At 74.1% G+C, this 12,890-nt stretch carries 9 protein-coding genes and 1 pseudogene; 5 read left to right on the forward strand and 5 right to left on the reverse strand.

The features are described from left to right. Window positions 1-340: 340 nt before the first annotated feature. The 5 genes from MUU72_RS34060 to MUU72_RS34080 are packed head-to-tail and all read right to left on the reverse strand — an operon-like array spanning window position 341 to window position 6,212. Entirely contained in the window at window positions 341-1,651 is a 1,311-nt protein-coding gene (locus MUU72_RS34060; RefSeq protein WP_248017331.1) for a DUF58 domain-containing protein, read from the reverse strand. Window positions 1,652-1,660: 9 nt separating this feature from the next. Continuing rightward, complete coding sequence (locus MUU72_RS34065; protein WP_248017332.1) at window positions 1,661-2,626, reverse strand: AAA family ATPase; 966 nt, start codon at window positions 2,624-2,626, stop codon at window positions 1,661-1,663. Next, window positions 2,607-3,842 (reverse strand): DUF4350 domain-containing protein, encoded by a 1,236-nt coding sequence (locus MUU72_RS34070; RefSeq protein ID WP_248017333.1) that lies wholly within the window; start codon window positions 3,840-3,842, stop codon window positions 2,607-2,609. The genes MUU72_RS34065 and MUU72_RS34070 overlap by 20 nt, the downstream gene beginning before the upstream one ends. Then, window positions 3,839-4,531 (reverse strand): DUF4129 domain-containing protein, encoded by a 693-nt coding sequence (locus MUU72_RS34075; protein ID WP_248017334.1) that lies wholly within the window; start codon window positions 4,529-4,531, stop codon window positions 3,839-3,841. Before MUU72_RS34075 ends, MUU72_RS34070 begins: the two co-directional genes overlap by 4 nt. Window positions 4,532-4,535: 4 nt before the next feature. Next, on the reverse strand, window positions 4,536-6,212 hold the full coding sequence (locus tag MUU72_RS34080) for a DUF7544 domain-containing protein (protein ID WP_248017338.1): 1,677 nt from the start codon (window positions 6,210-6,212) through the stop codon (window positions 4,536-4,538). A gap of 152 nt (window positions 6,213-6,364) precedes the next feature. On the opposite strand from MUU72_RS34080, the gene mtnA reads away from it, so the two are divergent. The 5 genes and pseudogenes from mtnA to MUU72_RS34105 all read left to right on the forward strand — a co-directional run. Continuing rightward, window positions 6,365-7,537, forward strand: a complete 1,173-nt coding sequence (gene mtnA, locus MUU72_RS34085) for an S-methyl-5-thioribose-1-phosphate isomerase (protein ID WP_248017335.1) — start codon at window positions 6,365-6,367, stop codon at window positions 7,535-7,537. After that, on the forward strand, window positions 7,534-8,211 hold the full coding sequence (gene mtrA, locus MUU72_RS34090) for a two-component system response regulator MtrA (RefSeq protein ID WP_018542117.1): 678 nt from the start codon (window positions 7,534-7,536) through the stop codon (window positions 8,209-8,211). The genes mtnA and mtrA overlap by 4 nt, the downstream gene beginning before the upstream one ends. A 1-nt stretch (window position 8,212) precedes the next feature. Next, on the forward strand, window positions 8,213-10,372 hold the full coding sequence (mtrB, locus tag MUU72_RS34095; RefSeq protein WP_248017336.1) for an MtrAB system histidine kinase MtrB: 2,160 nt from the start codon (window positions 8,213-8,215) through the stop codon (window positions 10,370-10,372). Beyond that, complete coding sequence (locus tag MUU72_RS34100; protein WP_248017337.1) at window positions 10,362-12,257, forward strand: LpqB family beta-propeller domain-containing protein; 1,896 nt, start codon at window positions 10,362-10,364, stop codon at window positions 12,255-12,257. The genes mtrB and MUU72_RS34100 overlap by 11 nt, the downstream gene beginning before the upstream one ends. Before the next feature lie 343 nt (window positions 12,258-12,600). Then, window positions 12,601-12,890, forward strand: a pseudogene (locus MUU72_RS34105) (ComF family protein); the annotation flags it as partial.

Below are 12,890 nucleotides of genomic sequence, written 5' to 3' on the forward strand. Positions count from 1 at the left end.
TTCCCCGAGTTTCGACTCGGGGGGCGAGGCTTTTTTGCGTTGTGTGCCGAAAGGGTTAAGGGCTAGGCGGTTCTGCCCAGGTCGGGGAGGTCGGGAGCCGTTTCCGACCTGGACCGCCGCCGCTCTTTGGCCGTGGGCGGTAGACGATGGCCCTTGCAGAGGGCTTGGCCAGCCGGGGAATGGGCCCCAACGCTTTAACGGGCATCAGTGAGGCGTGAATGGGGGGTGTTGGGCGGGCGCGGGAGGCCATCGTGAGAGATGGCGCGCGCGAGCGGGCCTGACCTGTGTCGTTGCCTTCTCTGGGGAGCACGTTCCGCCGGTATGCGGACGGGTTGGGTGATCAGAGTCGGCCGGCGGACTTCAGGGCGAGGTAGGTGTCGGCGAGGTCGGGGGCCAGGTGGGCCGGGGTGGAGTCGAGGACCGTGATGCCGTGGCGGCGGAGGCGGTCGGCGGTGTAGCGGCGGGCGGCGCGGGTCTGCTCGGCGGCCGCGGCCGCGTAAACGGCCTGAGGGGTGTGGCGGCCGGCGGCCATTTCCTCGATACGCGGATCGGCGACGGCCGCGACGACCACTTCGTTGCGCTGGGTGAGGGAGGGGAGGACGGGCAGTAGGGCCTCCTCCACCGGGGCGGTGTCGAGGCCGGTGAAGAGCACGATCAGGGAGCGGCGGGGCGCGTGGCGGTGGATGGTGGCCGCCAGGCCGCGGGCGTCCGCCTCGACGAGCTCGGGTTCGAGGGGAGCGAGGGCGTCGGTGAGGGCCGGCAGCAGGTCGCGGGCGGTGTGGCCCTGCACGGAGGCGCGTACCCGGCGGTCGTAGGCGAGCAGGTCGACGTGGTCGCCGGCGCGGGAGGCGAGGGCGGCGAGGAGCAGCGCGGCGTCCATGGCGGCGTCGAGGCGGGGGATGTCGCCGACGCGGCCGGCCGAGGTGCGGCCCGATTCCAGGACGAGGAGGACGCGGCGGTCGCGTTCGGGGCGCCAGGTGCGGACGGCGACGGCCTGCCGGCGGGCGGTGGCGCGCCAGTCGATGGAGCGGGTGTCGTCGCCGGGGGTGTAGTCGCGGAGACTGTCGAACTCGGTGCCTTCGCCGCGGGTCAGGATGCTGGTGCGGCCGTCGAGTTCGCGGAGCCGGGCCAGTTTGGCGGGGAGGTGCTTGCGGCTGGTGAAGGGCGGCAGGACGCGGAGGGTCCAGGGGGCGTGGTGGTTTCCCTGGCGGGCGGCCAGGCCGAGGGGGCCGTAGGAGCGGACCGTGATGCGGACGGCGTGGTGGTCGCCGCGGCGGGTGGGGCGGAGGGCGGTCGTCAGGCGGCGCCGTTCTCCGCTCGGGACGCGGAGGGTGTGGCGGGATGCGGGGATGTCCTCGCCGGGGCGGAACGAGCTGGGCGGCCAGGCGTCGCGGATCTGGGCGCGCAGGGGGCGGCGGTCAGGGTTGGTGACCGTGAGGCTGATGTGGGCTTCGCCCGTTAGTCGAACGCTTGTGTCACCGGTTCGGGTGAAATGGAGCTTTCGCACTGGCGCGGCGAGGGCGAGATCGCACAAGATTGCTATCAGCAAGGCGAGTTGGACGAGGAGGATCCCGAGCCAGCTGGGGAGCACGAAGCCCACGACCAGGGCTCCGAGTGCGGAGAGGAGTGCGGTGCGTCCGGTCAGGGCCACGGTGTTGCCTCAGCGGGGGACGGGGAGGTGAGCGAGCACGGCGTTGATGACGGAGTCAGCGGTGACTCCTTCCATCTCGGCCTCGGGCCGGAGCTGGACGCGGTGCCGGAGGGTGGGGAGCGCGAGGGCTTTGACGTCGTCGGGCGTGACGTAGTCGCGGCCGGTGAGCCAGGCCCAGGCGCGGGAGGTGGAGAGCAGGGCGGTGGCTCCTCGGGGGGAGACGCCGAGGGAGAGTGAGGGGGATTCACGGGTGGCACGGCAGATATCGACGATGTAGCCGGTGACGTCGGGGGAGACGGCGGTCTTGGCGACCGCGGCGCGGGCCGCTTCGAGGTCGGCGGCGGAGGCGACGGGCCGGAGACCCGCGGCGTGGAGGTCCTGGGGGCTGAAGCCGGCCGCATGACGGGTGAGGATGTCGATCTCGTCCTGGCGGGCCGGGAGGGACACCGTCAGCTTCAGCAGGAAGCGGTCGAGCTGGGCCTCGGGGAGAGGGTAGGTGCCCTCGTACTCCATGGGGTTCTGGGTGGCGGCCACGAGGAACGGTTCGGGGAGTGGACGGGGTGTGCCGTCGACGGTGACCTGGCGTTCTTCCATGGCTTCCAGCAGGGATGCCTGGGTCTTGGGCGGCGTGCGGTTGATCTCGTCGGCGAGCAGGAGGTTGGTGAAGACCGGGCCGGGCTGGAAGGAGAACTCGGCGTTGCGGGTGTCGTAGACCAGCGAACCGGTGACGTCGCTGGGCATCAGGTCGGGGGTGAACTGCACGCGCTTGGTGTCGAGTTCGAGGGCGGTCGACAGGGCGCGGACGAGGAGGGTCTTGGCGACGCCGGGGACGCCTTCGAGGAGCACGTGTCCGCGGCAGAGCAGCGCGACGACCAGACCGGTGACGGCGGGGTCCTGGCCTACCACGGCCTTGGCTATCTCGGTGCGCAGGTCCTCCAGCGAGGCTCGGGCGCTGTCAGCGGTCGGGGTGCTCACGGGGTGCGTGCCTCTCTTGGGAAACGATCGAGTTTTCGAGTGCGTCGAGTTGGTCGGCCAGGGTCACCAGGGCCTTGTCGTCGGCCGGGGTGGGACCGAAGAGCAGGTCCTGCGGATCGGCCGGGGCCGGGGCGGTGGTGGCCAGGTACGTGCGGACGGCCGGAAGCAGGATGTCGGGGGTGTGGGCGTGCGCGGGGGACACGCCGATGAGGGGTGCGAGCCGGGTCCGGGTCGCGGCACGCAGGACGGCTGAGGCGCGGTCCCGGGCGTGGGCCTGTTCGTAGAGGCGGGCGTGGCCCTCGGTGGTCTCGGCGGCCGGGACGGCGACCGGGAGCCGTTCGGGCACCAGGGGGCCGAGCCGGCGGGCCCGCCAGACGGCCGCGCAGACGGCGGCCAGAGCGAGTTGGAGCAGGGCCCAGCACCAGCCGGCGGGGACGAGGTCGAGGAAGCCGCGCTGGGTGTCCTGGGCGGGGGAGGAAGCGTCACTGATCGAGGGGAGGTACCAGACCAGATGCTTGTGCGTACCGAGGAGTTGGAGGGCCAGCGAGGCGTTGCCTCGTTCGGCGAGGTGCTGGTTGTGGAGGAGGTCGGCGGAGCCGAGGAGGACGGTGTCACGGCCCCCGGGGGCAGCCGGGAGGCGCAGCAGGGAGGGCAGGCCGCCGGCGTCGTAGCAGCGGTCGGCGGCGGAGGCGGCGGTGACGTAGCGGAAGCCGCCGAGGAGGACGTCGCCGGCACGGCGTGCGGCGGGCAGCGAACAGCCCGGTTGCCGGGGCGCGTTGCCCACCTGGGGTTCGGCCCGGACACCGGGGGCGAGGGCCTGGAGGGTCACCGGGCCGGGGGCGAGCAGCACGGTGCGGCCGGGGGTGGCGGTGGTGGCCGTGCGGAGGCCGGTGAGCTGATCGGCGGTCAGGACGTCGGGGGCGGTGACGAGGAGGGTGGTGTCCGGGCCGGCCGCGGCGGCGGCCTCCCCGGCGGTGGTCACGACGCGGGTGGTGACGCCCCGGGCGGCGAGGAGCTGGGCGAGTGCCCGGCTTCCGGTGCGGTCCGCGGACCGGGGGTCGAGGCGGCCGTGCTGCTCGCCGGACTGCAGCGCGGCGAGGGTCACTCCGGCGATGACGAGGATCAGCACGCCCAGCAACACGCCCCGGGAGCGGGTCCACAGGCGGCGCGCGGTCAGTCCGGGGACGGTGGTGGCGGGGGTGGTGGTCGTGGTCATCCGCGGCTCCTGGCCGCGGCGGCGGTCAGCTGGGGCTTGGCGCGCTGGAGTTCGGTGTCGAGGCCGGTGAGTTGGGCGTACGCCCGGTCGGTGCCCGGGCGGCCGCCGTACGCGACGTCGTCGAAAGCGCGGGCCGCCGCGCGGAGCCGGGCGGCGTACGCGGGAAGGGCCAGGCCGGCCTCGGCGGCGGCCTCGCCGGCGGTGCGGCCCGGTCCCGGGGCGAGCAGGGTGCGTTCCTCCAGGGCGAGGACGAGGGCGCGCATGCGGTCCTGGACTGCCTCGTTCCAGCGTCCTGCGGCGGCGTGCTGCTCGGCGGTGGCGCGGTGTTCGGCGGCGGTGCGGGGGGTGTCGGTGAAGAGGGTGCCGGGGGTGGCCGGGGTGCGGCGGACCGCGCCGAGCCGCAGCCGGAGCGCGATGACCAGCAGCAGGACGAACGCGATGAGCGCGAGGAGTCCGGCCCAGCCGCCCGGGGTCGCGCCGGCGGCTGTGTGGAACAGCTCGCCGACGCGGTCCCAGAGCCAGTTCAGGGCGCGCTGGATCGGGTTGGGGTCGTGCTGGTGGTACCGCGGATCGGACAATTCGCGTTCCGCCGCCTCGCGGGCGGGGTCGCGGGATATCCGTACCGGCAGCCCGTCGTCGGAGCGCACGGCGAGGTGCGCGAGCGCAGCGGTCTTCCCCCCTGTGGTCACCGCATCAGCTTCCCGGTGCGGGGTCGGTGGGGCGCGGGCCGGGGATTCCGGCGGAGTCGTCCGCGGCCGTTCCGGACGCGTCGGGCCGGCCGTCGGCGGCCGGCTGCGCATCTTCCGGCGCGGCGTCCGCCGGCTGCTCGCTCCGCGGCTGCTCGGGCGCCGGCTGCGCGGTCTCCTGCTTCCCCGGCTGTTCGGGCCGGGGCTTCGTCAGCTGAACCTGCGTCGGCTGAGGGGCCGTTGTCTGCGGTTCTGCCGGCTCCGCCTGCTGGGGCGCGGGGTGACCGGACGGGGCGTCAGCGGGCTGCGGGCCGTCGGGGGTTGTGGGGGCGGCGTTGTCGGGAGCGGTCCGCGGGGCCGGGGTGCCGGTGGGGGCACCGGCGCCGTAGTCGGGGAGGCCGGCGGCGCGGGCCAGCTCCAGGTCGAGCGCCTCGCGGCGGATCCGCTGATCGACGTAGAGCAGCGCGGTGACCCCGGCGCTGATCGGGAAAGTGATCGCGGAGCTGATGATCGCGCCGATGCCCAGGACGATCAAGAACGGCCAGCCGTTGGCGTCACTGGTACCGCTCGCCCAGTCCATGAGGGATTCGCCGCCCACCAGGAAGGCGACGAGGGTGGCCGGGATCTGGATGATGAACTGGACGATGGCGATCAGCAGGTAGGCCAGGAGCTGGATGCCGAGCACCCGCCACCAGGAGCCCCGGACGAGCTTGGCGGAGCGGCGCATGGACGCCAGGACGCCCTGCTTCTCCAGCATCAGCGCCGGGGAGGCGAGGCTGTAGCGGACCCACAGCCAGATACTCACGACCCCGCCGGCGAGCAGCCCGAGGACGGTCAGCGGCAGGCCGACGCCGAGCGGCCCGTTGGCGGTGACGATGATGCCCGGGGTCAGGCCGGCCGTGAAGACGGCGGTGAGCATCAGGGGCAGCAGGAGCAGCAGGCCCAGCAGTCGCGGGAGCTGGCCGCGGGCATCGCGCCAGGCTTCCCCGGCGGTCACCGGGCGGCCCAGTACCGACCGGCTGATGACCATGGTCAGCATGCCGGTGGCGATGATCGTCGCGAGCAGTCCGATCACGCTCGTGATCGCGGAGCCGGTGAGGGAGTCGCCCATGTCGCTCAGGGCCTGGCGCAGCGGCGGCCCGGCGCCGTTGTCCAGAGCCGGGCGGCGGGAGGGGCCGGGGAACCACAGGCCGGTGACGACGGTCGCGGTGGTCTGCGAGACGACCGCGACGATCAGCGAGATGCCCAGCACGGTGCGCCAGTGCGCGCGCATGGTCGCGACCGCGCCGTCGAGGATCTCGCCGACGCCGAGCGGGCGCAGCGGGATGACTCCTGGCTTGGCCGCCGGAGGTATCGCGCCCCAGCCGCCGCCCCAGCCGCCCTGCGGGCCGCCGGGTCCCGGCGGGGCGGTCCAGCCGCCGTGGCCCGGTCCGGCCGTGGCGCGGCTGCGGTCACCGGCGCCCGGGGCGGCACCGCCGGGGCCGCTCTGGCCGGGGATGCCGGCGGGAGCCGTCCAGTGGCCGGGCGGCGGCTGGTGGGGGGACCAGTTCGGCGCGGCCGGCTGCTCGCCGGTGCCCGGACGGTCGCCGGTGGCGGATGGCTGGGCGGGTTGCTCCGGGGTGCCGCGGTCCGGCTCGTCGGAGGGGGCGGATCCGGGCGAGGCCCAGCCCGGAGAGTTGTTCATCGTCGCTCCTTCTTGCTGCCCGGCCGCCGGGGCGGCCGGGGTCCGGGGTCCGCGGTGTCAGTCATCGTGTCATGGCCGGTGGCGCTGTGTACCCGTGCCCTGGGAGGAAGGGGACCTTCTGTTCGGCGGGGGATCGGCGGCAGACTGAGGGGATGGCTGATCACAGCGAGGTACCGGAGGCGGCCGCAGTGCCGCTCGCGATCCCGTCCCTGCGGTGGGAGGAGCCGCCCGAGGGGCCGGTGGTGGTCCTCCTCGACCAGACCCGGCTGCCGGCCGAGGAGGCCGAGCTGGTCTGCACGGACGTGCCGGCGCTGGTGGGGGCGATCCGGACGCTGGCCGTGCGCGGGGCGCCGCTGCTGGGCATCGCGGGTGCGTACGGCGTGGCGCTGGCCGCGGCGCGGGGGTTCGACGTCGAGAGCGCGGCCGAGGCGCTGGCGCAGGCCCGGCCGACCGCGGTCAATCTGGGGTACGGCGTGCGGCGCGCGGTCGCGGCGTACCGCGCGGCGGTGGCCCGGGGAGCCGGTGGCGCGGACGCGGCGGCGGCCGCGCTGGCCGAGGCGCGCGCGGTGCACGCCGAGGACGCCGAGGCCAGCGCCCGCATGGCGGAGCACGGCCACGCGCTGCTGAAGGAGCTGCTGCCGGGCGGCGGCTACCGGATCCTCACGCACTGCAATACAGGTGCCTTGGTCTCCGGTGGGGAGGGGACCGCCCTGGCGGTGGCGCTGGCGGCGCACCGGGCCGGCCGGCTACGGCGGCTCTGGGTGGACGAGACCCGTCCGCTGCTCCAGGGGGCGCGGCTGACCGCGTACGAGGCGGCGCGGGCCGGGATGGCGTACACGGTGCTGGCGGACGGCGCCGCGGGGTCGCTGTTCGCGGCGGGTGAGGTGGACGTGGTCCTGATCGGCGCCGACCGGATCGCCGCGGACGGTGCGGTGGCCAACAAGATCGGCAGCTATCCGCTGGCGGTACTCGCCCGCCACCACGGTGTTCCGTTCGTGGTGGTGGCCCCGACCAGCACGGTGGATCCGGCGACCGAGAGGGGCGCGGACATCGAGGTGGAGCAGCGTCCCGGGCAGGAGGTGACGGAGTTCTCGCTGCCGCATCTGCCGGGCACCGGGCCGGAGGCCGGTGCGGGGATACCGGTGGCGCCGCTGGGCGCGCTGGCCTACAACCCGGCCTTCGACGTCACTCCGGCCGAGCTGGTGACGGCGATCGTCACGGAGGCCGGGGTGGTGTCGCCGGTGACCCGGGAGCGGCTGGCGGAGATGTGTTCCCCCTCACGATGGGGAAAGTCACGATCAGGTAATGGGATGATGGCCGAATGAAGGGACGCGTCCTGGTCGTCGACGACGACACCGCACTGGCAGAGATGCTCGGCATTGTCCTGCGCGGCGAGGGCTTTGAACCGTCGTTCGTGTCGGACGGCGACAAGGCGCTCGCGGCGTTCCGGGAGACCAAGCCCGACCTTGTGCTGCTCGACCTGATGCTGCCCGGACGGGACGGTATCGAGGTGTGCCGGCTGATCCGCGCCGAGTCCGGCGTGCCGATCGTCATGCTGACCGCCAAGAGCGACACGGTGGACGTGGTCGTCGGGCTCGAATCGGGCGCGGACGACTATGTCGTCAAGCCGTTCAAGCCCAAGGAGCTGGTCGCCCGGATCCGGGCGCGGCTGCGGCGCTCGGAGGAGCCGGCGCCCGAGCAGCTGGCCATCGGTGACCTGGTCATCGACGTGGCCGGGCACTCCGTCAAGCGGGACGGGCAGTCGATCGCGCTGACCCCGCTGGAGTTCGACCTGCTGGTGGCGCTGGCCCGCAAGCCGTGGCAGGTGTTCACCCGCGAGGTGCTGCTGGAGCAGGTCTGGGGCTACCGGCACGCGGCGGACACCCGGCTGGTCAACGTCCACGTCCAGCGGCTGCGCTCCAAGGTCGAGCGGGATCCGGAGCGCCCGGAGATCGTGGTGACCGTGCGCGGGGTCGGCTACAAGGCCGGGCCCAGCTGAGATGACCCGGGACGGTTCGGCCCCGGAGGGACAGCGGGGGCGCACCGTCGGCCCGGCAGGTGAAATGTCCTTTTCCGATCGGTTGGCGGCGCGGCTGCTGCGCGGCGGGCAACTGCTGCCCGACGGCGCGGTGAGCGGGCCGGTCCACCCCCTGCTGCGGCTCTTCAGCCGCTGGGTGCGGCGGCCGCTGCTGCCCGCCCTGCGGCTGTGGCGGCGCAACATCCAGCTCCGGGTGGTCGCCACCACTCTGCTGATGTCGCTGGCCGTGGTGCTGCTGCTCGGCGTCGTGGTCGTCGGCCAGGTCCGCAACGGCCTGCTCACCGCCAAGGCACAGGCCGCCCAGAGCCAGGCCGTCGGCGGCTTCGAGGTCGCCAGGAAACTGGCCGACGGCGGCGACGACAACCGCCCCGACGACACCAACCGCACCGCCAGCCGCGGCAGCCAGGACTCCGCGACCTGGCTGACCAGCCTGGTCGAGCAGCTCGCCAGCGGCGGCCAGGGCGTCTTCTCCGTCGTCGCGCTCAGCTCCGACTCCGACGAACCGTTCGGCGACTCCACCCCCGGCACCCGCGGACCGCGCGCCTCCGGCGACGTCGACCCCGAGCGGAGCGTCCCCGTCGACCTGCGGCGGAAGCTGGACAGCAAGCCCGGCACGTTCCGCCAGTACACCCAGATCAAGCGCATCGGCTCCAACGACGGGGTGCCGGCGCTGATCATCGGCAAGCGCCTCAACGACGTCAACGGCAACCAGTACCAGCTGTACTACCTCTTCCCGTTCAGCCAGGAAGAGGAGTCCCTCAAGCTGGTCACCGGGACGCTGGCCACCGCCGGGGTGTTCGTGGTGATCCTGCTCGGCGCCATCGCCTGGCTGGTGGTCCGGCAGGTCGTCACGCCCGTGCGGATGGCCGCCGGAATCTCCGAACGGCTGGCCGCCGGGCTCCTCCAGGAGCGGATGAAGGTCACCGGCGAGGACGACATCGCGCGGCTCGGCGAGTCCTTCAACAAGATGGCGCAGAACCTCCAGCTGAAGATCCAGCAGCTGGAGGAGCTGTCCCGGATGCAGCGCCGGTTCGTCTCCGACGTCTCGCACGAGCTGCGCACCCCACTGACCACCGTACGGATGGCCGCCGACGTCATCCACGAGGTGCGGGACGAGTTCGACCCGGCCACCGCGCGCTCCGCCGAGCTGCTGCGCGGCCAGCTCGACCGCTTCGAGTCGCTGCTCGCCGAACTGCTGGAGATCAGCCGGTTCGACGCGGGCGCCGCGGCCCTGGAGGCCGAGCCGGTCGATCTGCGCGATGTGGTGCACCGCGTCATCGAGGGCGCCGAACCGCTCGCCGACCGCAAGGGCAGCCGCATCGTGGTCCGCGGCGCCGAGCACCCCGTCATGGCCGAGGCCGACCCCCGGCGGGTCGAGCGGATCCTTCGCAACCTCGTCGTCAACGCCGTCGAGCACGGCGAGGGCCGCGACGTCGTGGTCCGGCTGGCGTCCGCGGGCGGCCGCAGCGACGGCGCGGTGGCCGTCGCGGTCCGGGACTACGGCGTCGGCCTCAAGCCCGGCGAGGCCACCCGGGTCTTCAACCGCTTCTGGCGCGCGGACCCGGCCCGGGCCCGTACGACCGGCGGCACCGGCCTCGGCCTCTCCATCGCCATCGAGGACGCCCGGCTGCACGGCGGCTGGCTCCAGGCGTGGGGCGAGCCCGGCGGCGGTTCGCAGTTCCGGCTGACGCTGCCCCGCACGGCCGGGGAGGCGCTGCGCGGCTCCCCGATCCCCCTGGAGCCCGAGGACTCCCGGCGCAACCGCGACGGGGACGGCCGGGCGCGCACCGGTTCCGGCCGCGCGGCGCCGCCCGCCGTCCCGCCGCAGCCCCGCGCAGGTGAGCAGCACGCCCCGGCCCGACCCGCGGCGGACCCGGCGGACCGGGTGGCTCCGTCCGGTGCTGCCCGCGTCGTACCGCAGCACGGCGTATCCGGGGCGGGCGAGGACGGAACGGGCGGCGGCCGCACGGCCGATGACGGCACGCCGGGGGCGGAGTCGGGCGGCGGCCGGGACGCGGCCGGGGCGGCGGCCGACGGCCGGACGGAGCGGAAGAGCAGCCGCGGCACGGAGCGCGACGCCGTACGCGGCACCGAGCGGGAAGGCGGGCGGCGTGGGTACTGAGCACGAGGACCGGCGCACGGCACGCGGCACACGGGCCTGTGGGCGCACGGGGCGGGGCGCCACGGCCGCACGCAAGGGGCGCACCGCCGTCCTCCTGTCCAGCGCGGGCGTGCTGCTCGCCGGCTGCGCGTCGATGCCCGACAGCGGCGACGTCACCGCCGTCGACCAGCCGCCGCGCTCCGACGGCGACTCGCAGGTCCGGGTCTACGGCGTCCCCCCGCAGGACGGCGCGCAGCCGACCAACATCGTGCGCAGCTTCCTCGATGCCACCACCAGCGACGAGGCGGACTTCCGCACCGCGCGGATGTATCTGGCCAAGTCGGCGAAGCGCACCTGGCGGCCCTTCCTGGTCACCAACGTCCTCCAGGAGCGGCCCAAGTCCGAGCCGGAGGCCCGCCCGAGCCGCGAGGACGCGGACGGCTACACCGTCACGCTGTCCGGCAGCCAGGTGGCCACCGTCGACGCCAACCACGCCTACACCCCCGAGGAACAGCCGTACCGCGCGACGATCCACCTCATCAAGGAGGGGGACCAGTGGCGCATCGACCGGCTGCCCGACGGGCTGGTGCTGGGGCAGTCCGACTTCCAGCGCATCTACCGCTCCGTCAACAAGTACTACTTCGCGTCCTACAAGTCCGAGTCGGACGACCCCAAGGCCGGCAAGAACGTGCTCGTCGCCGACCCGGTCTACCTCCGGCAGCGGATAAAGCCGATCACGTCCAGCGTGGAGGCGCTGCTGACCGGGCCCACCGACTGGCTGAACCGCGTGACCAGTTCGGCGTTCCCGCCCGGCACCCGGCTCGCCGCCCACGACCTGGCGCTCGACGACTCCAACGGCTTGCAGGTCAAGCTCAGCAAGCAGGCGGTGAACACCGACACCGCCCAGTGCAAGCGGATGGCCGCTCAGCTCTTCTTCACCGTCCAGGACATGACGCGGGCCTCCAAAATCAGCGACGTGGAGCTCCAGGACCCCAACGGCAACTCGCTGTGCACGCTGACGCAGGACCAGGCCGACCGGGACTTCTCCGCCCCGGGCCACACCGGGCACTCCGGCAGGGAGTACTTCATCGACGCGGAGAACCGCGTCGTGGCGATGTCGGACTCGGCGAGCCGGCCGACGCCGGTGCGCGGGCCGTTCGGCACCGGCAGGACGCCGCTGCGGTCGGTGGCCATCTCGCACGGTGAGACCGCCGCGGCCGGAGTGTCGGCCGACGGGCGGTATCTGTACGTGTCCGGTATGGAGGACGGCGCCGAACGCGGCGCGCCGCTGCTGACCAGCGCCGGTGCGGCCAAGAACGCCGACGAGGGGCTCACCGCGCCGAGTTGGGACGGCCTGGGCGACCTGTGGATCGCCGACCGCGACGCGCACCGGTCGCGGCTGCTGCGGATGCGCGAGGGCAAGGGCGACCCCGAGGAGGTCTCGGTGCCCGGCCTCGGCACGCGGCGGATCAAAGCGATCAAGGTGGCCGCGGACGGTATCCGGATCGCGATCCTGGTGGAGGACAAGGGCCGGACGACGCTCCAGCTCGGCCGGGTCGAACGGGACGGCACCTCGGTGCACCCGGTGCTGTCCGTACAGGAACTGCGGCCGATCGCACCTCAGTTGGAGGACGTCGTGGCGGCGTCCTGGGCGGGCGGCAGCCGGCTGGTGGTCGTCGGCCGGGAGGCCGGCGGGGTGCAGCAGATGCAGTTCATGGAGACCGACGGCTCGGCCTCCGACGCCCAGACACTGCCCGGCGTCAACGGCGTCAAGGCGGTGGCGGCCTCCGAGGACGAGACCCGCCCGCTGATCGCGGACGCCACGGAGGGCATCGTCCGGCTGCCCCCGGACGCCAACTGGAAGACCGTGGCGAAGGACGGGACGGCGCCGGTCTACCCGGGGTGAGAGTGGCGGTGCCGGTTTGCTCGGGCGAGGGCTGCGGTGCCGGTCCGTCCGGGTGAGGGGGGACGGTGCCGGTCTGCTTGGGTGGGGACGGCGGTGCCGGTCTGCCCCGGGTGCGGATGGTCATGCGGGTTGGCGGGCATGCCGGTGGGTGCGCTGGCAGGTGCGGGCCGGGCGGGGCGGTGGCTGAGACGGGGGTCGCGGCTGAGCGGTCGGGGTAGCGGCCGCCGGGGCGGGCTGACGCTGGGGCGGTGGCTGGGTGCTCCGGAATTCCGCGGCCGCTGGCCCGTCCGCAGAGTTATCCACAGGGGTGGTGGCCGGACTCGCGGGACGGGACAGTGGAGTCATGCGGGGGGTGTGGCGAGAGCTCGCGAGCCTGGTGCTTCCGGTCGACTGTGCGGGGTGTGGTCAGCCGCGTACGGAGCTGTGCACGCGGTGCCGGCGGGCGCTGTCGCGGGGCGGCCGGGGCGCCGGACCGGTCCGGCCGCGGCCGGTGCCGGCGGGGCTGCCGCGGGTGTGGGCCGGTGCCGTGTACGCCGACGAGGTGCGCGCGGTGCTGCTGGCCCACAAGGAGCGGGGCGCGCTGCGACTGGCCGCGCCGCTGGGGGCGGTACTGGCGGGGGCGGTGCGGGGGGT

It is taken from the genome of Streptomyces rhizoryzae, assembly GCF_023155275.1.
GTDB lineage: Bacteria > Actinomycetota > Actinomycetes > Streptomycetales > Streptomycetaceae > Streptomyces > Streptomyces rhizoryzae.